Source organism: Petrotoga sp. DB-2 (assembly GCF_054051725.1).
The window spans coordinates 73498-98057 of the sequence record NZ_JBSVZD010000002.1 but is presented as its reverse complement, the minus strand read 5'-3'; the positions used below and the strand labels follow the sequence as shown (position 1 = coordinate 98057).

Below are 24560 nucleotides of genomic sequence, written 5' to 3'. Positions count from 1 at the left end.
GATTGAAGTGTTAATACAAAACGGTCTTGTTGTTACCACCACAAAAACTGAAAAAAAGGACATTAGAATAGCAGGAGAGAAAATAAAAGAAATAGATGCTAAGTTAGACCCTAATATAGATGAAGAGGTAATAGATGCAAGTGGGAAGTATGTTTTCCCTGGTATTATAGATAGTCATACGCATTTTAGTTTACACGCTAGAGGTACCACAAGTATAGACGACTTTTACTGGGGAGGTAGATCAGCTGCTTTAGGTGGAGTAACAACACACATAGATTTTGCTGATATGGATGATGTTTCTTTAATAAAGGGATTAGAAAAAAGATTTGAAGAAACTAGAGATTCCGTGATCGATTTTCATTTTCACATGGTCATTAACAACCATTTTAATCCACTTAAGCAAAATCATCAGCTTAAAGAGATAAAAGATTTTGGAATATCTAGTTTAAAAGCTTTCACCACCTACAAAAATATATATATGTTGTCTCATGAGAAATGGGAACCTTTATTTAGAGCAGCTTCAGATAATGATTTAATAGTAGCTGTTCATGCTGAAGATAATGAAATTATTGAAAAAAATATTATCAAATTTCAAAAAGAAAATAAATTAGATGTTCAATACCATCCAGATATAAGGCCAAGCGAAGCTGAACAAAAGGCTGTTAAAGAAATTTGTGAGATTGCTCATAAAGCTAAGGCTTCGTTATACATCGTACATCTTTCATCTGAAAAAGGCTATCAGGTTGTAAAAGATTACAAGAAATTAGAAGATTTTAAATTGTATATCGAAACCACACCCCATTATCTTTTATTAACTAAGGAATTATTAAAAGGTCCTAAAGCTAGACTTTATCTTATGACTCCTCCTTTGAGGGAAAGTCAAGATAACGAAGCTTTGTGGGAAGGTGTTAAAAAAGGTTTTATAGACGTAATTGCCACAGATCACTGTGCATACAATGCAGAACAAAAATCAAAAGGTGAAAATTCGTTAGATATATTTCCTGGTATTCCAGGAGTAGAAACACTTCTCCCGTTGGTTTATACATATGGAGTAAATAAAGGTTTAATTTCTATTAACCACTTGGTTGAGCTGCTTTCCACCAATCCTGCAAAAATTTTTAAATTATACCCAAAAAAAGGAACAATAGCTGTAGGTTCAGACGCTGATTTAGTTATTTTTGATCCAAATTTAAAGGAGGTATTAAATAGTTCTAACACTCATTCAAAAGCCGGATACACTCCTTTTGAAGGATTTGAAGTAGAAGGAATTCCTATTACAACTATTTTAAGAGGAAAGGTAATAGTAAAAGATAGAAAATTCATAGGAGAAAAAGGATTTGGAAGGTTCGTAAAAGCCATATAATCATATCGGAGGAGATAAAATGAATACACTTTTTAGGGGAAAGGATTTTATAACCACGCAAGAATGGAGTGAAGAAGAGTTAGAAACAGTCTTTGAAGTATCCAAAGAACTTAAATTAAGATTTGCATTGGGAGAGCCTACGGATCATTTGTTGAGATCAAAAACTGTCTTTATGATGTTTTTTGAACAATCTACACGAACTCGAAACTCAATAGAAGCAGGTATCACACAACTTGGTGGACATGCTCATGATCTAACGCCAGATAAGATGCAACTTTCTCACGGAGAATCCGCAAAAGACACCGCAATTGTGTTGAGTCGATTCGGCCATGCCATAGCGATAAGAAACTGTTTCTATGGAATTGGAAACAAATACATCAGAGAAGTGGCAAAATATGCCGATGTACCTGTTATCAACCTACAAGATGATATTTATCATCCTTTACAAGGATTGGCAGATTTGATGACAATAAAAGAAAAATGTGGCAATGATCTTAAAAATATTAAAGTCACTATATCTTGGGCTTACGCCACATCACACGCAAAACCTTTGTCCGTACCTCAAACACAGGCATTATTATTTACAAGGTACGGAATGGACGTGACTATAGCCCATCCAAAAGAATTTCCACTTATGTCAGAGATCATAGAACAAGCAAAGCAAAACGCAGAAAAACAAGGTGGAAGTTTAAAGTTCACAAACGATATGGACGAAGCATTCGATGAAGCTCAAATTGTAATTCCAAAGAACTGGGGTGGATTTTTAGGCGTGGAAAATCCTGATACGGATGAAGGGAAAAAACAAATGAAAGAAAATCTTGAAAGGCACAAAGATTGGATCTGTGATGAAAGAAGAATGTCATTGGCTGATAAAGATGTTCTTTATATGCACGCGATGCCAGCAGATAGAGGAAAAGAAGTAACTGATCCTGTCATTGACGGACCTCATTCAATAATATATGATGAAGCAGAAAACCGTTTACATACAGCAAAGGCAATTATGGCTTTGACTATGGGGGGAAGACCCTGATCTCTATTTGGAGGTGAAAAATTATTTTTAATAGTGTTAATCAACCAAAAAAAAGAATTGACGCATACGAAAAGGTAACCGGAAAAGCTAAATTTGCTGATGATTTAGAATTTCCAAATATGTTGTATGCAAAAGTACTTAGATCTAAGTATCCTTCTGCGAGAATATTGAACATATACTTAGACGAAGCTAAAAAGATTCCTGGTGTAAAAGCAATTATAACGGCAAATGATATACCCAACAACGAATTTGGCGTCATTATCCCCGACCAACAAGTGTTGGCTAAAGAAAGGACTTACTTCATAGGAGATGGAATAGCGGTTGTCGCTGCAGAAACGCCAGAGTCTGCAAAAAAAGCAGTCGAAAGTATAAAAGTAGAATATGACGAGATTTCAGGAATTTTTGACCCCTTAGAATCTAAAAACGCGCCATCTATTCATGAAGATAAAGATAATAATCAAGTTATTCATCACAAACTCAGAAAAGGTAATATAGAAGAAGGATTTAAAAGATGTGATGTAATTTTAGAAAGAGAGTATCAAACTCAATTTATTGAGCATGCCTACATGGAACCCGAGGTTGTAATTGCCGTTCCTTATGAGAACAATAGTGTAGTTACAATATATGGGTCGGTACAAAATCCTTTTGCTTGCCGTAACGCGGTAGCTTCAGTTCTTAAAATTGGTTTCAATCAAGTTAGAATTGTTCAAAATCACATAGGTGGCTCTTTTGGTGGTAAAGATGAAGTAATTTCTTCTATGGCTGCTCGAGCCGCTGTTCTAGCTTTAAAAACCAACAGGCCTGTAAAATTAAAAAACACAAGGGAAGAATCAATTATCGAAAGTTATAAGAGGCATCCTTACAATATGAGGTACAAAGTAGGGGCTACACAAGAAGGCAAGCTACTGGCTATGGAAATAGAGGCAATCGCTGACAGTGGAGCTTACGCGTGTCAAACTCCTTTTGTTACTTGGAGGTCTGTTGTTCAAGCAACTGGTCCTTACGAAATTCCAAATGTAAAGACCGATACTTATGGATATTATACCAACAACGTATACACGGGAGCCATGCGCGGGTATGGATCTCCTCAAGTCATATTTGCTAATGAATCTCTAATGGATGAATTGGCTCAAGAACTCGGAATGAACCCTTTAGAACTTCGATTAAAAAATATTTTTCATGACAATTCAGAAACAGCAAGTGGTCAAAAACTAGATAATCACAAAGTTAGCCTCGAAGAGGTAATAAAAAAGGCTGCGGATTCGATCAATTTTATAGAAAAGTACAAAGAGTACAGTCGAGAGCAAAAAGGCGATAAAAGAAAAGGAATAGGAATGGCTATAAGTTACAGAGGTTGTAGTTTAGGAGCAGAAGCTGTTGATGCAGCTGGTATCATATTATCTATTCAAAAAGATGGAACTGTATATCTCTACAGCGGCTTAGCTGAAAATGGACAAGGACTAAAAACAGTCTTTTCTCAAATTGTAGCCGAAGAATTAGGGATCGATATTGAAAAGATCAACTTCATGGTTGTCGATACATTAGTTTCCCCAGACAGCGGTTCTACGGTAGCTTCTCGTGCAACGTTGGTTGGAGGAAATGCATCACTCGACGCCGCTAAAAATCTTAAAAAGAAATTGACGGATTTTATAGTCAAAAAATATAATTTGGCATTTAACGAATTAATATTTAAAGATAATTCGATCTATACACCAGATCAAAAAAAGATAATTTCCTTTGATGAAGCTGTTTCCCAAGCATATAACTCTGGTGTCTTTTTATCTTCATACGGTTGGTACAAAGCCCCGGAGATAAGTTGGGATGAAGAAACTGGGCAAGGCAGACCTTATTTTACATACGTTTATGGATGTCAGATAGCCGAGGTTGAAGTTGACATAGGTACAGGTGAGATAAAAGTGCTTAAAATGGTAGCTGCTCACGATGTTGGAAGGGCTATCAATCCTGCGAATGTTTTAGGTCAATTTTATGGTGGAATATCAATGGGCCTCGGATATGGGATCATGGAAGAGCTGGATATAAACGAGGGATACATCAATAACACCAATTTTGACGAATATTTGATACCCACAGTTAAAGATATGCCAGATATAACTCCTATTATCGTTGAAAATCCTGATCCTAACGGACCTTACGGTGCAAAATCTATAGGAGAACCTACCTTGGAGTTAGGTGCAGCTGCAATAGCAAATGCGGTAGCCCAGGCAACTGGAAAAAGAATAAGATCTTTGCCTATAAACTTAGAAAAAATACTGGTAGGTCATTCTTTGAAAAAAGGAAGGAAGAAAAAATGATTGAATATGATTTTTTAACCGCTAAAGATGTTGATGCTGCTTTGGAATATTTGCACAAATATGAAAGTATAAAAGTAATAGCCGGTGGGACTGATTTACTAGTAGATATACATAAAGAAAGTTCTAGATTAGAAAAATTTGATTATATTTTAAATATTTCTAATATCAAAGCTCTTCAATTCATAGATGAAACGGAAGATTCTGTAGAGTTAGGACCTTTGTGTACGCATACAATGTTGATAAATTCAAAAATTATCAATAAACATTTTCCGTTTCTTGTAACAGCAGCAAAGAGTATAGGGTCAACCCAGATTAGAAACAGAGGTACCGTTGGAGGAAATATATCCAATGCTTCTCCAGCAGCAGATTTAATTCCTCCGTTGATGGCTTTAAATGCCGAAATAGAGCTAAGCTCTGTAAAGGGGAGAAGACTCATACCTTTAGATAATTATATTGTTGGTCCTTACAAAACTAGTAAAAATCATGATGAACTTGTAACTAAAATACTAATACCAAAGGTAGATGAAAATTATCGTTTTAGTTTTCAAAAAATAGGAAGAAGAAGAGCTTTAAATATAGCAAGATTAAACTTAGCTGTGGCTGCAAAAATAAATAAAAAAGACCTAAAAATTGAAGATATAAGAATCGTTCCAGGTTCCGCAACACCTTTTCCAGTAAGATTTAAAAACATAGAAAGGGAAATACTAAACAAAAAATCTAACGAATTAAATTTAGAAGAGCTAGCAAAAAAAATAGGCGACGAAATGGTGAATATAACTGGTGAAAGATGGTCTACCCCCTACAAAAAGCCAGCCTTAGGGTCAATTTTTAAAAAGGCGATTATAGAGATAACAAATTCAAGTAATGGTCGCTAAGTTCGAATGACTGAAACTTACGTTGATGGAGGTATTCAAAAAATGGGAAAAATTGAAGTAACTCTCTACGTGAATAATAAAAAAGAAGTATTACAAGTGGAACCAACAGAGCGGCTTCTTGATACTTTACGTAACCGGTTAAAATTAACTAGCGTAAAAGAAGGCTGCGATGTAGGAGAATGTGGCGCTTGTACGGTTATTTTAAACGGTGAGGCCGTTCATTCATGTTTAGTGTTAACTGCTCAAGTTAATGGTTATGAAGTTTTCACCACAGAGGGTTTGGAAGTTAATGGAAAATTAGACCCGCTGCAACAATCTTTTATTGATCATCAAGCTGTTCAATGCGGTTTTTGCACCCCTGGTATGCTGATGTCTGCTAAAGCTTTGTTGAACAAAAATCCTAATCCCTCAAGGGAAGAAATAAAAACCGCAATAGAAGGGAATCTCTGTAGATGTACCGGATATCAGCAAATAGTTGAAGCGATAGAAGCAGTTACACAGGATAAGAAAGGGTGATATCTTTGTCGAACATATTGATAAAAAATGCTAAAGTTATTACCACGATGAATACAAATAGAGATCAGTTAAAAGATCACGATATTTTAATTAAAGGAAACAAGATACATAAAATTGCCAAAAATATAGATTTATCAAACGAACAAATAGATGAAGTTATAGATGGTTCCAAATATTATGTATATCCAGGATTGATTAATACTCATCATCATTTCTATCAAACTTTTACTAGGAACATTCCCCAGGTACAAAATGTTGAATTATTCGACTGGTTAAAGTTTTTGTATCCAATTTGGTCAAGATTGACACCAGAAGTTGTTTATTATAGTACTTTAGTTGCAGCAGGAGAACTACTTAAAACTGGTTGTACGACATCAGTTGATCAATTTTATGTTTTTCCAAAGAATCAGCCACCAGATCTTCTTGACAATGAATTTTATGCAGCAAGAGAAATCGGCATCAGATTACACGGTAGTAGAGGAAGTATGTCATTGAGTGAAAAAGATGGTGGCCTTCCTCCTGACTCGGTAGTTCAAACAGAAAACGAAATCTTGAAAGATTCCCAAAGAATTATTGAAAAATTTCATGATCCTTCCTCATTTTCCATGCATAGAGTCATTCTAGCCCCTTGTTCCCCATTCTCTGTAACTTCAACATTACTTAAGCAATCTATTCAATTAGCAAGAGAGTATAGTGTGTGCAGTCATACACACTTAGCCGAAACAAAAGATGAAGAAAAATTTTGTATTGAGACTTTTGGGAAGAGACCATTAGAATACATGGAGAGTCTAGATTGGTTAGGTCCTGATGTATGGTTCGCCCATGGAGTTCATTTCAATGAAGAAGAAATAGATAAATTGGCATTAACTCACACAGGGGTTGCTCACTGTCCCGTTTCGAATTCAAAACTTGCCTCTGGAGCTGCAAATATCCCCTACATGTTAAAAAAAGGTGTAAAAGTTAGCTTAGCTGTGGATGGAAGTGCAAGTAACGACTCTTCTAATATGATTTTAGAAATGAAAACCGCTTTTTTGATGAGTCGACTAATCTACAGTATAAGTGCTATCACTGCTGAGGATGTCCTGCGTATGGCTACAAAGGGTGGAAGTGAAGTTATAAACCAACCAGAAATTGGAAGTTTAGAGGAAGGTAAGGCAGCAGATATGTTCTTGATTCGTTGGGATCGATTAGGTTATACAGGAGGTCTTTACGATCCTATATCCATGCTTATTAATACTGGAGATTCTCAAATCGTAGATATGACAATTGTCAATGGAGAAATAGTTGTAAAAGATGGTGAGCTTGTCAAAGTCGATGAAAGAAAAATCATAGACAAAGCTAATGAACTTTCTAAAAGGATGGTCGAAGTCTGAAATTTGGAGGGGAAAAACATGTTGTTAATAGGTAACGCTGCTATTTTCACCTTTGATGACGAAATTCCTATAATTGAAAATGGTGCAGTATTAATAGAAGGTAAAAAAATAAAAGAAATAGGAGAAACAGAAAATTTACTTCAAAAATATCCAAACGCTGTTTTCAAAAACGCTCAAGATAAAATTTTAATGCCTGGTTTGATAAACACTCACACACACCTGTACAGTACTTTCGCCAGAGGAATGAATTTAAAAACCGACATCCCTCCACAAAACTTCTTAGAAATATTAGAAAAATTGTGGTGGCGATTGGACAACACTTTAAACGAAGAGGATATTTATTACAGTGCATTATTTGCAATCTTAGAGTGTATAAAAAACGGAGTAACAACGATTTTTGACCATCATGCAAGTTTTAATTATATAGATGGAAGTTTGGATATCATCGCGCAAGCTGTCATGGAAACAGGTATAAGAGCCAATCTTTGTTATGAAGTATCAGATAGACATGGACAGGCTAAAAGCGATGCCTCTCTAAAAGAAAATGAAAGGTTTATTAGAAAGATTAAGGATTCTGAGAACGATAAATTAGGTGGAATGATTGGATTACACGCTTCTTTTACCCTTGAAGACAAAACTTTAAACAAGGCATCGGAGTTAGCTGACGAATTAAACGTTCCTTTTCATATCCATGTAGCAGAAGGAATAGCAGATTTACAAGACAGTGTAAAAAGAGGTTACATAGGAGTAGTCGATAGATTATCGAAATTTAAAATATTAAGATCTCAAGCCTTAGCTGTTCATGGCGTTCATATAAAGAAGGAAGAGATTCCAATTTTGAAGGAAAGTGGTGCATACGTTGTTCATAATCCAGAATCAAACATGGGAAACGCAGTAGGAGCGGCTCCAATAAAAGATTTCTTTGATCACGGAATCCTAACCGGATTGGGAACAGATGCCTACACGCACGACATGTTCGAAAGTATAAAAGTTGCCAATTTACTCCAAAAGCATCAATTAGGTGATCCACAGGCAGGATGGAGCGAAGTTTACAACATGGCGTTTAATAATAATGTGCAAATTGCTTCTAACCTTTTAAACCTAAAAATAGGAAAGATAAAAGAGAATTTCCCAGCCGATTTAATAATAGTGGATTATATCTCCCCAACACCCGTTGAAAAAGACAACGTTTATTCCCACATCCTTTTCGGAATGAACGGTGGGATGGTTGATACGGTTATTATAGACGGCAAAATTATTATGGATAATCGGGAGGTGACGGTTTTAGATTATGAAAGAATACACAGGAGAACTCGGGAACAAGCAAGAAGATTTTGGGAGAGATTCTGATCAATACTTTGCTCCTAAAACATTGAAAGAAGCTACAGAAATACTTTCAAGATACAGCCCTAACATCAAAATCATCGCAGGTGGTACAGATGTTTTGGTAGATTACTTTGACCGTCTTTATGAAATAGAAAGGTGGTTGAGCTTAAAAAACCTCAATGAACTGAAAAAAATCGAAATCAACAATGATCGAGTTGAAATTGGTGCCTTACTCACCCACGATGAATTAGAAAAATCTGAGATTATACAAAGATATTTTCCACTTATCAGTCAAGCTGCATGGGATGTTGGATCACCTCAAATCAGAAACATGGGCACCATAGGTGGAAATATTGCAAATTCTTCCCCTGCTGGGGATTTATTACCTCCTTTAATGGCATATGATGCAGTATTCAAACTAACTTCCCAAAACGAAACTCGTGAAGTACCCGCACAAGACTTTTTTCTAGGACCTAAAAAAAACGTACTTAGAAAGAATGAAATCATCGAAAAAATTATCATTCCAATTCCCCAAAAACAAACCTATGGAAAATGGTTCAAAGTTGGAAAAAGAAATGCCTTAATAATTTCAAGTATCACGTTGGCTCTTGTTGTGACCTTCGACGATGAGGAACGCATAAAAACAGTGAAATGTTGTCTTGGTTCTGTGGCTCCCGTTCCAGTTGAAATCTCACAAATTCAACCTTTGATGGTTGACAAAAGGTTAAACGAATTAGACTATTCTCAGATTGGGAAAGTAGTTTCTGAAAATATTTCACCAATAGACGACATAAGAGGAACCAAAGAATACCGAATAGATGTAGCAAAAAATCTAACAGTTGACGCTTTAAATGAAATTGAAAGGATGGTGAGGGTAGGTTGAAAATAAACTTTACCATAAATGGAATTGAAAGAGAATGCAATGTAAATTCAACTACCCGATTGTTAGACTTAATTAGAGACGACCTGAATCTTACAGGTACAAAAGAAGGTTGTGGAAAAGGGGAATGTGGTGCATGTACAGTTATAATGAACGATAAAATCGTAGCCTCTTGTTTGGTACTTGCATATGAAGCTGATGGTGCAGATATAGTTACTATTGAAGGTTTGAGCAATAAAGAGATTTTACATCCTATTCAAGAAGCTTACATTGAAGCAGGAGCAGTACAATGTGGATTTTGTACGCCTGGATTCATATTAGCAACTAAGAAACTTCTCGATGAAATTCCTAACCCAACTGAAGAAGAAATAAAAAGGGGATTGTCCGGGAATATCTGTAGATGTACAGGGTACCAAAAAATAATAGACGCTGTTAGACTCTCGGTCACTAAAATCGCTGAGTATAAGCGAGGTGAGAAAGTTGAAATCAAATAAATACGTGGGAGAGAATGTCTTCAAAGTTGACGCCAAAGACAAGGTGACAGGTAAAGCTATTTATCCCGATGATATATACCTTGAAGACATGCTCTGTGTGAAAGTTAAACGCGCAACTCATCCACATGCTTACATTCAAAAGATAGATGCCTCCAAGGCAGAATCACTACCGGGAGTAATTAAAGTTATAACTGCAAAAGATTATCCGCATTTGAAAAAGTTTGGATTGATAATCAAAGATCAACCCGTTCTGGTTGGGATAGGAGAGAAGACCCGTTTTATGGGAGATGCATTGGCATTAGTCGTTGCAAAGAGTAAAGAAATTGCCTCCAAAGCAATTAATTTAATAGAGGTAGAGGTTAAAGAATTAGAGGTAGTTACAGATCCTTTCAGGGCAATGGAAGAAGACGCCCCAAAAATTCATGAAGATGGAAACATACTCGTCACTCATCAATTAAACAAAGGAGATATTAAAAAGGGATTTGATGAATCTGACGTAATAATAGAAAGAGAATACAAAACACAACATATCGATCAACTACCTTTACAAGTGGAGTCTGGCGTAGCTGTTTACGACGAAAAAACTGGTGTAATAACTATTTGGGCAGCTACACAATGGCTTCATGATACACAAGCAGATATAGCCCAATCTTTGAATCTACCCAAAGAAAAAATCAGAATAATACAACCAGTTATTGGTGGAGCGTTTGGTAGAAAAGAGGATATTTCAGTACATATACATTTAGCATTGGCTGCAATGATAACAAAACACCCTGTTAAATTAACTTACACAAGAGAAGAATCTATGATCGCTCAGTCTAAAAGACATCCCCTATATATAAGGGCAAAAACGGGAGCCACCAAAGATGGAATCCTAAAAGCATGGGAAGTTGAAGTTGTAGGTGATACTGGGGCATATGCATCTAGTGGTCCTGCTGTTGTACATAAAGGTATGTACCATTGTACAGGTCCGTACAATGTACCTAACGTTATGGGTATCGCTCATACCGTTTACACTAACAATACATACGCTGGTGCTATGAGAGGATTTGGAGCAATGCAGATGACTTTTGCATATGAATCTCAAATGAACATATTAGCTGAAAAGTTAGATATGGATCCAGCAGAGCTCAGACTTAAAAACGCCTATCGAATTGGTTCTACTACGCCAAATGGTCAAAGACTTACACAAAGTGTAAATGTCGTTGAAACCATAGAAGAAGCTTTAAAGCTTTCCAGTGAGAAAGAGGGTGTTTGACAATGAAGAAAAAAGGTAGAGGTATGGCTACGATAATGTTTGGATATGGTTACGGTGAAGGATTTCCCGATTTTTCCCATGCGACGGTTGAATTTACCGATGATGAAAAGGTTTTGGTGGTAACCGCCGCCGCAGATGTAGGACAAGGAGTTTTAACGGTTGTCACTCAAATTGCCGCAGAAGTACTATCTGTTGAGGTTGAAAAAATAAAAGTTATTCAAGGTGATACCCATAAAACTATGAATGCTGGCTCAACCTCTGCAACTCGTCAAACCACCTTTACAGGAAATGCAGTAAAACAGGCGTGTGAAAATTTAAAGGGAAAAATATACCACTATGCGAGTTTAGAATTTAACAGTAATTATCCAGAATTAACTTTGAAAGATGGAAAAATCATCTACAATCCTAATCCTGAAAAATCTCTTACTTACTGGGATTTAAAAAGAAAGGTGGAAGAAAAAGGAGAAATTTTGAAAGGTGAGTCAACGTTCTTTCCTCCAACATACTCTCCAGACCTAATATCCGGCCAAGCTGATAAAGTATACGTTGCTTACACCTTTATGACTCAGATCGTAGATGTGGAAGTAGACACAATCACTGGAAAAGTTGATGTCAAAGATGTGTACACAGCCCTTGACTGTGGGAAGGCTATAAATCCAAAAAATGTAGAAGGGCAGATCGAAGGTGGTACAGTGCAAGGAATAGGAATGGCCCTTATGGAAGAACAAGTAATAAAAAGTGGAATCACGTTAAATCCAAATATGACAGGTTACCTGGTTCCAACTTCTATGGATGTTCCGAATTTTCACTCAGTTTTAATTGAAAATGAAGATGCTATTGGACCATTTGGAGCGAAAGGTGTAGGAGAACCAACAATCATGGCAGCCTCTCCTGCTATTGCTAACGCTATTTACGATGCCATAGGTGTCAGATTTTATGAGTTACCCATCACTCCGGAAAAAATTCTTAAAGCTTTAAAAGAAAAAGATGATGATTAAAAAGAATATTTTTCTTACAGGTTTTGTGGGGGTCGGTAAATCAACGATTATAAGTAAAGTAATCAAGCAACTATCATTGAATATATCTGGTTTTTCAGTTGCTAGAGAAGGTAAAAAAAATAACTGGAACTCATTTTATTTAATAGATGCATCTTCTCTTAGCAAAGATAATCAACCTAGAAAAAATGAATTCAACAGATTTGCATTCAGAAATGATTACTCTAAAAATTGGGAGATAAATATTCAAGTATTTGACAAAATCGGTGTACAACTCCTTACAAACATCGACCATGCTGACGTAGTAATCATGGATGAATTAGGGAGATTCGAGTTAACTGCATACCAGTTTCAAAAGAAAGTCAAAGAAGTTTTGAATAGTGACAAACCTGTTTTAGGTGTAATAAAAGATGAATCTAACGCATTTTTGGATGATATTAGGAATAGAAAAGACGTTCAAATATTTAGAGTGACCTTGGAAAACCGCGAAGAAGTTTACAAAGAGGTATTGAGTTTGATAAAACAAATAATTTCAATGAAGGAGTGAATTTATGGCTGATATATCTGTAGACTTATTAGGAATGTTGTTGAAAACCCCTGTAATGCCCGCTGCTGGGCCTCCCATTAAAGATGGAGAGAGTGCTCACAAAGCCAAAGAAGGAGGAGCTGGAGCAATCGTTACTAAAACGGTCTCAGTGAATGCTGCAAAAGTTCCAAAGCCAAATATGGCACAAGTAAAAGGAGGTTTTATCAATACCGAACTTTGGTCTGAGTTATCCTTAGAGCAATGGATTGAAAAAGAATACCCCAAGGTTGTTGAAACAGGTTTACCTGTGATAATAGGGGTTGGATACACCTCTGAAGAGATAAAGGAAGTAATACCACAAGCAGAACAATTCGCTGATGCCTTTGAACTCTCTACCCATTATCTTGGTAATGATCCAACACCTATGATTAACAGCATAAAAGCTGCAAAAGAAAGTACAGACCTTCCCGTTATGGTAAAACTTAGTCCACAAGTAGATATTCCTACGTTTGCAAAAGAGGCTGAAAAGGCTGGTGCAGATGGTTTAGTCTTAATAAACTCTTTCGGTCCGACGTTAGATATTGATTTAGAAAGTGGTAAACCTTTGTTGGGAAGTGAGAATGGTTTTGGATGGCTATCAGGTCAAGCAATATTTCCCTTAGCATTGAGGGCAGTTTTTGAGGCTGTAAGATCGGTTAATATTCCAGTAGTTGGAGTAGGTGGAGTCAGTACAGGTAAAGAAGCCATAAAGATGATAATGGCAGGAGCCCAAGCGGTTCAAGTCTGTACCGCTGCCATTTTAAATGGACCTCAAATATATAGCAAAATTGCCAACGAAATTGAAAAGTATCTGGACGTTCATGGTTTCAACTCCCTAGAAGAAATTAGGGGAATCGCTCAAAAAAATACCGTTATTCAGCCAAATTATAAATTGATAGTTCCAGATATAAACGATGAAAAATGCACAGAATGCGGTTTGTGTGTTAAAAGTTGTGTTTATGATGCAATTCACCTCGTAAAAGATCTCCACAGTGTGAGAATAGATACAAATAAATGCGCTGGTTGTGGATTATGTATAACAAGATGTAATTTCAACGCTCTGTCCTTGCCTTTATAGAGGGGGGGTAATACTATTGTCAAACAAAGATCTTTTACCAATAGCTTTAGGAAAGGAAAAAGCAGATTTAGTATTCAAAAACGGAAAAATAATAGACGTTTTTAACGAACAAGTTATAGAAGAAGATTTAGCTACTTCCAATGGTGTAATCATAGGCTTTGGAAATTATGAGGGTAAAGAAGAAATCGACTTAGAAGGAAAATTCATTTCTCCGGGATTCATAGACGCCCACCTACATTTAGAAAGTGCCATGGTCACAATAGAAGAATTCGCTAAAACGGTCATCCCTTTGGGGACGTTGACACTTGTTGCAGATCCACATGAGATAGCAAATGTAGCTGGGGAGATTGGTATAAAATACTTTTTGACAATTGGGAACAATTTACCATGGAATTTTAATTTAATGATACCCTCGTGTGTGCCTGTTACTCCTTTCGATAAATCAGGATCGGTACTAAACGCTGAAAAAATAAAAGATTTAATAGCAGAAGGAAGTTTTTTTGGTCTTGGTGAGGTTATGGATTATGAAGGAGTTTTAACTGGGAAAGATTATATTTGGGATAAGATAGAACTGATGAAGAACTATTTTATTGATGGTCATGCACCAAAATTAGAAGGCAAATTTTTAAACGCATATCTTTTAGCTGGAATCATGGCTGATCACGAAACCACATCCCCCGATGAGGCATTAGAAAAGGTTTCAAAAGGTATGTACATAATGGTTAGGGAAGGTTCAGTTACGAGGGATCTTCAGAGCTTGTTACCTGCAATTAACGATAAAAACAACTGTAACTTTTTATTCGCCACAGATGACAAACACCCTGAAGACCTTCTCTCAGAAGGCCATATTAATTTTATGATTAAAAAGGCTATAAAACTCGGAATGGAAGCAATTAGAGCGATAAAACTTGGCACTCTAAATGCTGCACGTTCTTTAGGATTACACCGTTTGGGAGGTATTGCTCCAGGTTATAAGGCTGATTTTCTGATAATCGACAATTTAGATGATTTGAACGTTTTACAAGTTTACAAAGACGGAAAAAAAGTAGCAGAAAACGGAAAAGTATTATTCCAAGTTGATTTTAATAACTTTGAAAAACCTCCGTCCATTTTTCATTCTGTAAATATTGCTCCCATTAAAGAAGAGGATTTCAATATTCCTAAGGGGAAAACTTACCGTGTTATTAACATGATTCAGGACCAGATTATCACTGAAGAGGAGTTTTTCTCATTTCCAGATAGTTTTGAAGAAGAACGATTTATAAGGTATAATATAAATAAAATTGCCGTTGTAGAAAGACACAAAAGTACTGGAAAGATTGGTTTGGGTTTGATAAGGGGTTTTGGATTGGAGTTTGGTGCCATTGCGAGCTCCATAGCTCATGATTCTCACAACATTATTGTAATAGGTACGAATTCAAGAGATATGAAGATGGCAATAGACAAGATAGCTGAAATTCAGGGTGGAATTGTGATTGTTAATAATAAAAATATTGTTGATTTTATCAACTTACCCATCGGAGGACTTGTTTCTACCGACCCAATTGGAAAAGTTTCCGAAAAGCTTCAAGTACTTAGAAAAATTGCCCATGACTTAGGGGTCAAAATTAACAGCCCTTTCATGACATTAGCATTTATGGGTTTACCAGTGGTTCCCAAATTAAAGATAACTTGTGATGGCTTATACGATGTTGAAAATAATACTTTTGTACCATTGGTTGTAAACTGATATTTTAAAAGGGGGTTAAACTTATGGCAAACACTCAGCAAGAAGGTTTTTTAGAAAGGACTTTCAAGTTAAAAGAGAACGGAACAAACGTTAGAACTGAGGTCTTAGCTGGTATCACAACGTTTATGACGATGGCTTATATCATCTTCGTGAACCCTTCTATACTTAGTGATGCAGGAATGCCTTTCAACGGGGTCTTTATAGCTACTATAGCTGGAGCAATTTTAGGTACTGTAATGATGGCCTTACTGACCAATTATCCATTTGCATTGGCTTCAGGAATGGGTTTAAACGCTTTCTTTGCCTATTCAGTCGTAATAGGTATGGGGGTCCCTTGGCAAACCGCTCTAGGAATAGTTTTTTTGGAGGGTATCATCTTTATTGTACTTAGTGTTACCCCCGTAAGACAAATGATCGTTAATTCGATTCCCATGAGTCTGAAAACGGGGATAAGTTCTGGAATTGGTTTGTTTATTGCTTTTATAGGTTTGCAAAACGCCGGCATAGTAGTAGCAGATCCTGCAACATTGGTAAGAATGGGGGATTTATTTTCTGGGACGGCTTTAATAGCGTTATTAGGCCTAATCATAACCGGGATTTTACACGCATTAAGGGTAAAAGGAGCCCTATTGTTAGGAATCATAATTGCTACAATCTTAGGGTTTTTCAACGGAGTCACACCAATACCCGAAGGTGTTGTAGCATTGCCAAGAATGGCTGATTGGTCTCAAGTTTTGTTCCAACTCGATATCAAATCTGCATTTAATATCGGCATGATAGGTGTTTTGATTTCGTTCTTATTTGTAGATCTATTTGATACAGCAGGTACGTTAGTAGGGGTTAGTCAGCAAGCAGGTTATTTGAAAGAAGACGGTTCCTTACCAAAAGCAGATAGAGCTCTCTTAGCTGACGCTATTGCTACTACTGGTGGTGCACTCTTCGGAACCAGTACTGTTACAACATACGTTGAATCTGCGTCAGGTGTTTCTGAAGGTGGAAGAACAGGGTTAACAGGTATCGTTGTTGCTATTTTATTCTTCCTTTCCTTATTTTTTCAACCTATAATAGCGATAGTACCCGGTGCAGCAACAGCACCAGCATTGATAATCGTTGGGGTAATGATGTTATCAAATATAAGAAGCATAAAATGGGAAGATTTTACAGAAGTTTTTCCCGCTTTCGTTGCAATGATAGTAATGCCTTTAACTTATTCCATTTCTAACGGAATAGCTTTAGGCTTTATAACCTATCCTTTAATTAAATTATTCACTGGCAAAGGTAAAGAAGTACCTTGGTTAGTATACGTTTTGTGTGCTTTATTTATTGTTTACTTTATTTGGCTCTAAATCATTTAGGTAGGAAGTGGGTTTTACAATGATATCAGCGGTGGTATTAGCAGCTGGTGAATCCTTAAGAATGGGAACTCCCAAACAGATTTTACCTTGGGAAAATACAACTGTTTTAGAAAGCATTATCATCAAACTTATGAAATGCCAATATATAGACGATGAAATAATCGTTGTATTAGGAGGTAACTTTGAGAATATAATTCCACTTTTTTCGAAGTATGAAGACCACCGTTTGAAAATAGTAAAGAATAACAATTTCCAAAAAGGCATGCTAACAAGTGTGTGGAGTGGTTTGAACTCATTATCCAATAATTCTGAATACATATTCTTCACACTTGGAGACATGCCTTTAATCAAAATAGAAACCTTCAACACACTTGCTAGCTTTGCTATAAAAAACAAAACAATTGTTTTGGCACCTACTTATCACGGGAAAAGAGGCCATCCATTGATTGTACATAAAAGTCAGATACCAGATATTTATCAATTATCAGGACCTGGAGGGTTAAGAACACTTTTAAGTAAATATCCTGAAAGAGTAACACTGCACGAAGTCCATGATGAAGGTATTAACATAGATATTGATACCTTTGAAGATTACAATATATATCTAAAAAAACAAAAGGGAGATGATAGTGAGTGAAGAGATTTTCATCCTTTTTTTTACTTTTGTTTCTTTTAACTTTCGCATATGCATTATTTGCCAATACAATAACGGTTACTGATATGGCAGGAAGGGAGGTAACAATACCTTCTAAAATAGAACGTATCGTGACAACTTACAAACCTGCTACTCAATTCGTATTTGCATTAAATGCTCAAAGAATGCTTGTTGGCGTGGATAATACATCAACAAGAGAAAAATTATTTACTTCAATTTATCCGGAAGTAGAACTGTTAGTAGAAGTGGGTTCAAAAAGAGAAGGGATAAATATTGAAACAGTGGCATCTTTAAATCCTGATTTAGTAATACTATTTCCACATAACCAAGCCGAATTCACAGCTTCCAAATTAGAAACGTTAGGGATTTCTACAATTATTATCAATCCTGAAAGTTTAGAAGAAATACGGGAAACCAACCGATTATTAGGAGAAGTATTGGGATTAGAAGATAGAGCGAAAATTGTAGATAAACAGTTTGATAATATTTTAAAATTGTTGGAAAAGACTAAAAACTTGCCGCAGGCTCAGAAAAAAGTTGTCTATTTCGCTAATTCTCAACTATTGGATACAGTGGGAAAAGATATGATGCAAACGGATATGATAGAGTGGGCTGGTGGAATAAATCCAGCAGCAAAAAGTGATGCTGGATTTATAAAAATATCTCCAGAACAGTTAATAGCTTGGAATCCTGATTTTATAGTTACATCCCAAAAATTTCAAGATTATATTGAGGAACTTTATAAAGAAGAAAAATATCAAAACGTTAAGGCTTTTAAAAACAAGCAAATTTACCGTTTCCCATCAGTGCTAGAGCCATGGGATTATCCAAATCCATCATCTTATTTGGGTATGCTTTGGTTAGCAACAAAAATACATCCTGAACTTTTTTCGGATGTTGATTTTGATAAAGTAGCTGACGAATTTTATTACACTTTGTACGGAGTTTCATACAGGGAATTGTTATCTAAAATTGGAAATTAAATCATTAAACTTATTTATATGGAGATATTAATATGCACATTCACAATAAGAATCAGACTCCAGGTCAACATCAAAAAAGAACACTTCTCTATCTTTTATTAATTCTGTTATTGTTATTTATTATTTCACTTTTTGTTGGAAGATACAAAATCTCGTTCGTTGGAATTATTAACACGATAAAAAACTTACTCTTACGTAACGATATACAAAGTAGTAACGATTGGTTAGTTTTCTTTCACATTCGTTTGCCGAGAATTATATTGGTAATGTTTGTGGGTTCTGTTCTATCTATAACTGGTGCAACATATCAAAGCGTTTTTAGAAATCCATTGGCTTCTCCTTCTATCCTTGGTGTGTCAGCCGGATCAGCATTTGGAGTAGCTTTGGCTATTTTGATCAACGAAGAATCGTTATTTGATACTTACTTATTATCTTTTCTGTTAGGGTTAGTTGCCGTTCTTTTTACGTTTTTTATTTCCGTTTGGAGTAAAGTGAAGGGGGTTACCGTTCTTGTTTTGGCAGGAATGGCGGTAACCTCTTTTTTCAACGCATGTGTCTCTTTAGTACAATACTTAGCAGATCCTTACGAAAAATTACCAAATATAGTATTTTGGTTAATGGGAAGTTTCAACAGGGCAGGTTGGAGAGAAGTATATATTTCATTATTTACAATGCTTCCAGGGATAATAATTCTTCTTATTTTAAGATGGTATTTGAACGTTATGTCTATGGGAGAAGAAGAAGCATTATCCATGGGAATAAATGTTCGAAGAATGAGAATTTTATTGATCATTGTAAGTACCGTTATGGTTGCCCCTACAGTGGCTGTTGCAGGTCAGGTAAGCTGGATTGGTTTGATTACTCCACACATTGCGAGGTACATAATAGGTGCAAATCATAGGTACATGCTTCCTGCAACGTGCATTTTAGGCTCTGTACTTCTGCTTATTATGGACAACATCGCGAGAACAATCACACCTGCAGAGATCCCTATAAGTATCGTTACCGCCTTTATAGGCGCGCCTTTTTTTGTCTATCTTTTATTAAGAAGAAGAGAAAGTGGGTGGAATCAATGATATCCATTAAGAATATATCCTTTTCATACGACACAGTTAGAGATACCATTAAAAATATAAGTTTTAATTTGAACAAAGGAGAATTGATTGCCCTTTTAGGACCTAATGGTTCAGGTAAAACAACTATACTAAAATGTTTAAACGGCACAATGAAACCAAAAACTGGTGAAATCTATATAGAAAATCATAATATTAAAAATCTAAGTTATAAAGAAATAGCAAAATTCATAAGTGTAGTTCCTCAAGAACACTCTGCTATATTTTCATACCTTGTGATAGATATAGTAGCTATGGGAATAACTCCCTATCTTTCTTTTGGAAGGATGCCCACAAAAAAAGACTATAGGACGGCATATACAAAGTTAGAATTTTTCAATATTCAACACCTTGCTGAAAAAAATTACAATCAATTAAGTGGCGGAGAAAAACAATTGGTGCTAATTGCAAGAGCCTTAATGCAAAATACGGATTACTTAATCATGGATGAACCAACGTCCCATTTGGATTTTAAGAATCAACATCTATTGATGAAAGAATTAAAAAAATTGAGTGAAAACGGGAAGGGTGTCATTACAGCTCTTCACGATCCTAATCTGGCTTTAAGATTCTGTGATAGAATAATAATGGTAAAAAACGGTGAAGTAATTTTTAGTGGTGAAAACACCAAAGTTATGAACCCACAAAATTTACAAATCTTGTACGATGCACCAGTTTCGATGAATAAAGTGGAAGATGTAAGTATAATTTACATCAACTAGCAAAATATTGTGAACTAATACCCCTAGAAGGTGACATTATGGAAGGAACAAAAATAAGTGAAAAAACAAAGTTTAACGTAAGTAAAGGATTCCCAGTTTTAGGTACGTCTATCGAAAAAGGTGGAGTTAATTTTGGTGTTTTTTCAAGAAACGCTATATCAGTTATTTTGGAGATATATGAAAATTACTATGATGAAGAACCAATGTTTAAATATGTTCTCGATAAAAAAGAAAATAGAACCGGTAATATTTGGCATGTTTTTGTTGAACAAGTAAGAGCCGGAATGTCTTTCGGTTGGCGTATGAATGGCCCCTACAAACCAGAGAAAGGATTTAGATTCAACAAAAACAAATTGCTTTTAGACCCTTATGCCAAAGTTATTGGGGGAACGTTAGATTTTACAGAAGAGTCTATTTTTGGTTATAATAAAAATGATCCGAAAAAAGACCTTAGTTTTTCCACTTTGGATTCTGCAAGATCTCAAGTCAAATCCATCATTTGGGATAGTCGTGAATACAATTGGAAGAACGATGAGCATCCACGTTATACACTAAACGACATAATTATTTATGAACTGCATGTCAGGCTTTACACGATAAATCCAAATTCTCATGTAGAACATCGAGGAACTTATAAGGGAATCGCGGAAAAAATAAATTATTTAAAAGATTTAGGAGTAAACGCCGTTGAACTAATGCCTATTTTTGCTTTTCCTTTGAACGATAATCCCAACGTTAATCCTATAACTGGTGAAAAATTAAAAAATATATGGGGTTACAATCCGGTTAATTTTTTTGCTGTGACGAGTAATTACAGATATGGTGTAAAAATTGGGGAGGAAATAATCCAGTTTCAGGATTTAGTTTTTGAATTACACAAAAATGGAATAGAAGTGATATTGGACGTTGTCTTTAATCACACAGCAGAAGGAAATGAATTGGGACCAACTCTTAATTTTAGAGGTTTAGAAAACTCCGTTTATTATCTTTTGAACAAAGATAACCCAAGATATTATGAAAATTTTTCAGGAACTGGGAACACTATTAATTCAAGCCATTACGTAGTGAAACAAATGATTTTGGATAGTTTGAGATATTGGGTTTCTGAGATGCATGTAGACGGTTTCCGGTTCGATCTCGCTTCCATTTTAGGGAGAGATTCAAAAGGAAATTGGATTGGTGATCTGTCTTTGTTAAAAGACATTGCTGATGATCCTATCTTGGCAGGAACTAAACTCATAGCGGAAGGTTGGGATGCTGCTGGAGGATACTACGTTGGTGATTTTCCTACTGGTTGGGCAGAATGGAATGGAAAGTTCAGAGATACGGTAAGAAGATTTGTGAGAGGCGATAATGGCGTAGTTTCAGATTTAGCAACAAGAATAGCTGGAAGTCCAGATCTTTTTGAAAAAAGAGGTAGAAAGCCTTACCATAGTGTCAATTTTATTACTTCTCACGATGGATTTACTATGTGGGATCTAGTTTCTTATAACAATAAACACAATGAAGCTAATGGGGAAAATAATCGTGACGGAACAGATGCAAATTATAGTTTCAATTACGGGGTTGAAGGAGAGACTACCGACGAAAAGATAATAAGTCTCAGAAAACAGCAAATTAAAAATTTTATAACTATATTAATGGTTTCCCAAGGGTTACCTATGATTTTAATGGGTGATGAATTCTGTAGAACTCAATTTGGTAACAACAACGCTTACTGTCAAGATAATCACATTTCATGGGTTGATTGGAGCAGAAAATTAAAATTCAATGATATTTTTAATTTCACAAAAAGTATGATCAATTTTAGAAAAAGTCATTGTGCTTTAAGAAGAGACCGATTTTTCACGGGAAGGGATCTAAGTGGTGATGGAATAGCAGACATAACTTGGCATGGAGTTAAGCCTTTTAAACCCGATTTCGGATATTATTCTCACAGCCTTGCGTTCATGATAAGTGGCGATGACTATATTCAAGGATGCAAAGAAAGAGACAGTGATATATATGTGGCTTTAAATTCTTTTATAAAAGATCTACAATTTGAAATTCCAAAATTGCCAAATGGAAAAAAATGGTATAGGGTAGTGGATACATCCCAAGAATCACCCAAGGATTTTCTCTTAGAACCTTCTATAATTCAAGATAATTACTACACAGTACATTCAAGGAGCTCAATAGTTTTAATTTCAAAAAAATAAAAAGGAGGAGTTTTTCAATGCTTTCTGACATCGAAATTGCAAGATCTGCAAAACTCAAAAAAATTGATTTAATCGCAAACGAACTGGATATTCCAGAGGAGTACTACAATCTTTACGGGAAAAACATCGCTAAAATTTCTCACAAATATTTGAACGAGCTTAACTTCAAAAATGACGGTAATTTAATAATGGTTACAGCTATTACTCCAACTCCTGCCGGTGAAGGAAAAACTACAACAAGTATCTCTCTATCCATGGCTTTAAACAAAATCCACAAAAGATCGATAGTAACGCTAAGAGAACCTTCTTTGGGTCCGGTAATGGGTATAAAAGGTGGAGCAGCAGGAGGAGGGTATTCTCAAGTCCTCCCTATGGAAGACATAAACTTACATTTTACAGGAGACATTCATGCTATTTCCTCAGCGCATAACTTGGTGTCTGCAGTTTTAGACGATTATATAAAGTACAACAAATGTGACATAGATTCAACCGAAGTCTCTTGGCCTCGCACTATGGACATGAACGATAGAGCCTTGAGAGAAATAATAGTTGCCTTGGGTGGAAAGAAAAACGGTTATCCTAGACAAGACGGTTTTATAATCACCGCTGCTTCAGAAATAATGGCAATATTATGTTTGGCAGAAAATCTTGAAGATTTAAAGAAAAAATTATCTAATATAGTAGTTGCACGAAATAAAAAGAGAGAGCCAGTGACTGTAAAAGATTTAGAAATTACAGGTGCTCTTTCTGTATTGTTAAAAGATGCGATTAATCCTAACTTAGTTCAAACAATAGAAAATACACCTGCTTTCGTTCATGGTGGACCATTTGCAAATATTGCCCATGGAACCAATTCTATTTTAGCAACAAAACTTGCTTTGAAGCTTTCTGATTACGTTGTAACAGAAACAGGTTTTGGTTCTGATTTAGGAGGAGAAAAATTCTATGATTTTGTTTCTCCAACTTTTGGGTTAAAACCATCAGCAACGGTTTTGGTAGCTACGATAAGGGCTTTAAAATACCATGGCGGGCAAAACCTAAAAGATTTGAATACACCAAACCTTGAAAGTTTAGAGAAAGGGTTGCCTAACTTACAGGTTCATATTGAAAACCTAAAAAAGTATAATATTCCTGTGGTTGTTTCTTTAAATAAATTTTACTCAGATACGGATGACGAAATCAATATGGTAAAAGATTATTGCGATAAATTAGGTGTAGAAGTAAGTGTCAACGAAGGATTTGAGAAAGGTTCAGAGGGTGCTATAGACTTAGCTGAAAAAGTGGTAAAAGTTAGCGAGCAAAGATCCGAATTGAAAAGTATTTACGATTTTGAAGATCCTTTAGAAGTGAAAATAGAAAAGTTAGCAAAAAATATCTATCGTGCTGCCAAGGTTGAATATTCTTCACAGGCCTTATCAACAATGAAATTTTTGAAAAAATACGGATACGAAAATCTCCCTGTAATTGTAGCAAAAACCCAGTATTCTATATCCGACGATCCTAAAAAACTTGGATTTCCAAAAGATTATACATTCACAATACGCGATTTCGAACTTTCTGCGGGTGCTGGTTTCATTGTGGCATTGGCTGGTGATATATTGAGAATGCCTGGACTTTCAAAGGTCCCAAATGCCGTCAACATGGACATAGACAATGAAGGAAACATATCCGGATTGTCATGAATATTCTAATAGAAAGATACGAATTTAGCCTCATTTCATTACACAAAGAGCTATATCAA

The 24560-nt window shown here is 35.7% G+C and carries 21 protein-coding genes; all 21 read left to right on the top strand.

Annotated features, from left to right (window positions below):
- The first annotated feature begins 7 nt into the window (after nucleotides 1–7).
- Nucleotides 8–1363, top strand: a complete 1356-nt coding sequence (hydA, locus tag ACW9JY_RS01510) for a dihydropyrimidinase (RefSeq protein ID WP_457283116.1) — start codon at nucleotides 8–10, stop codon at nucleotides 1361–1363.
- Nucleotides 1364–1382: 19 nt separating this feature from the next.
- Nucleotides 1383–2393 (top strand): ornithine carbamoyltransferase, encoded by a 1011-nt coding sequence (locus ACW9JY_RS01505; RefSeq protein ID WP_457283115.1) that lies wholly within the window; start codon nucleotides 1383–1385, stop codon nucleotides 2391–2393.
- Nucleotides 2394–2512: 119 nt separating this feature from the next.
- Nucleotides 2513–4705, top strand: a complete 2193-nt coding sequence (locus ACW9JY_RS01500) for a xanthine dehydrogenase family protein molybdopterin-binding subunit (protein ID WP_457283114.1) — start codon at nucleotides 2513–2515, stop codon at nucleotides 4703–4705.
- Entirely contained in the window at nucleotides 4702–5580 is an 879-nt protein-coding gene (locus ACW9JY_RS01495; RefSeq protein WP_457283113.1) for an FAD binding domain-containing protein, read from the top strand. Before ACW9JY_RS01500 ends, ACW9JY_RS01495 begins: the two co-directional genes overlap by 4 nt.
- 42 nt (nucleotides 5581–5622) lie before the next feature.
- Complete coding sequence (locus ACW9JY_RS01490) at nucleotides 5623–6096, top strand: (2Fe-2S)-binding protein (protein ID WP_457283149.1); 474 nt, start codon at nucleotides 5623–5625, stop codon at nucleotides 6094–6096.
- Between the two features lie 5 nt (nucleotides 6097–6101).
- Nucleotides 6102–7469: an 8-oxoguanine deaminase gene (locus ACW9JY_RS01485; protein WP_457283112.1), complete on the top strand. Its 1368-nt coding sequence runs from the start codon at nucleotides 6102–6104 to the stop codon at nucleotides 7467–7469.
- Between the two features lie 18 nt (nucleotides 7470–7487).
- Nucleotides 7488–8819 (top strand): putative aminohydrolase SsnA, encoded by a 1332-nt coding sequence (gene ssnA, locus ACW9JY_RS01480; RefSeq protein ID WP_457283111.1) that lies wholly within the window; start codon nucleotides 7488–7490, stop codon nucleotides 8817–8819.
- Nucleotides 8761–9678, top strand: a complete 918-nt coding sequence (locus ACW9JY_RS01475) for an FAD binding domain-containing protein (protein ID WP_457283110.1) — start codon at nucleotides 8761–8763, stop codon at nucleotides 9676–9678. The genes ssnA and ACW9JY_RS01475 overlap by 59 nt, the downstream gene beginning before the upstream one ends.
- On the top strand, nucleotides 9675–10169 hold the full coding sequence (locus tag ACW9JY_RS01470; protein ID WP_457283109.1) for a (2Fe-2S)-binding protein: 495 nt from the start codon (nucleotides 9675–9677) through the stop codon (nucleotides 10167–10169). The genes ACW9JY_RS01475 and ACW9JY_RS01470 overlap by 4 nt, the downstream gene beginning before the upstream one ends.
- The gene (locus ACW9JY_RS01465) at nucleotides 10147–11427 is read left to right on the top strand and encodes a xanthine dehydrogenase family protein molybdopterin-binding subunit (protein WP_457283108.1); all 1281 of its coding nucleotides are present in this window, start codon (nucleotides 10147–10149) and stop codon (nucleotides 11425–11427) included. The genes ACW9JY_RS01470 and ACW9JY_RS01465 overlap by 23 nt, the downstream gene beginning before the upstream one ends.
- A 2-nt stretch (nucleotides 11428–11429) precedes the next feature.
- Nucleotides 11430–12425, top strand: coding sequence for a xanthine dehydrogenase family protein molybdopterin-binding subunit (locus ACW9JY_RS01460; protein ID WP_457283107.1), 996 nt, complete (start codon nucleotides 11430–11432; stop codon nucleotides 12423–12425).
- Nucleotides 12415–12969: a nucleoside-triphosphatase gene (locus ACW9JY_RS01455; RefSeq protein ID WP_457283106.1), complete on the top strand. Its 555-nt coding sequence runs from the start codon at nucleotides 12415–12417 to the stop codon at nucleotides 12967–12969. Before ACW9JY_RS01460 ends, ACW9JY_RS01455 begins: the two co-directional genes overlap by 11 nt.
- 4 nt (nucleotides 12970–12973) lie before the next feature.
- A complete protein-coding gene (locus tag ACW9JY_RS01450; protein WP_103078406.1) occupies nucleotides 12974–14065 on the top strand; it encodes a 4Fe-4S binding protein in 1092 nt (363 codons plus the stop codon).
- Between the two features lie 16 nt (nucleotides 14066–14081).
- Nucleotides 14082–15794 (top strand): adenine deaminase, encoded by a 1713-nt coding sequence (gene ade, locus ACW9JY_RS01445; RefSeq protein WP_457283105.1) that lies wholly within the window; start codon nucleotides 14082–14084, stop codon nucleotides 15792–15794.
- Nucleotides 15795–15817: 23 nt separating this feature from the next.
- A complete protein-coding gene (locus tag ACW9JY_RS01440) occupies nucleotides 15818–17140 on the top strand; it encodes an NCS2 family permease (protein WP_457283104.1) in 1323 nt (440 codons plus the stop codon).
- Between the two features lie 28 nt (nucleotides 17141–17168).
- On the top strand, nucleotides 17169–17786 hold the full coding sequence (locus ACW9JY_RS01435) for a nucleotidyltransferase family protein (RefSeq protein WP_457283103.1): 618 nt from the start codon (nucleotides 17169–17171) through the stop codon (nucleotides 17784–17786).
- On the top strand, nucleotides 17783–18787 hold the full coding sequence (locus ACW9JY_RS01430) for an ABC transporter substrate-binding protein (RefSeq protein ID WP_457283102.1): 1005 nt from the start codon (nucleotides 17783–17785) through the stop codon (nucleotides 18785–18787). The genes ACW9JY_RS01435 and ACW9JY_RS01430 overlap by 4 nt, the downstream gene beginning before the upstream one ends.
- Before the next feature lie 32 nt (nucleotides 18788–18819).
- A complete protein-coding gene (locus ACW9JY_RS01425; protein WP_457283101.1) occupies nucleotides 18820–19863 on the top strand; it encodes a FecCD family ABC transporter permease in 1044 nt (347 codons plus the stop codon).
- Complete coding sequence (locus ACW9JY_RS01420) at nucleotides 19860–20621, top strand: ABC transporter ATP-binding protein (RefSeq protein ID WP_457283100.1); 762 nt, start codon at nucleotides 19860–19862, stop codon at nucleotides 20619–20621. The genes ACW9JY_RS01425 and ACW9JY_RS01420 overlap by 4 nt, the downstream gene beginning before the upstream one ends.
- A 38-nt stretch (nucleotides 20622–20659) precedes the next feature.
- Nucleotides 20660–22819, top strand: a complete 2160-nt coding sequence (gene glgX, locus ACW9JY_RS01415) for a glycogen debranching protein GlgX (RefSeq protein ID WP_457283099.1) — start codon at nucleotides 20660–20662, stop codon at nucleotides 22817–22819.
- Nucleotides 22820–22836: 17 nt separating this feature from the next.
- Nucleotides 22837–24501 (top strand): formate--tetrahydrofolate ligase, encoded by a 1665-nt coding sequence (locus ACW9JY_RS01410; protein WP_457283098.1) that lies wholly within the window; start codon nucleotides 22837–22839, stop codon nucleotides 24499–24501.
- The last annotated feature ends 59 nt before the right edge of the window (nucleotides 24502–24560 follow it).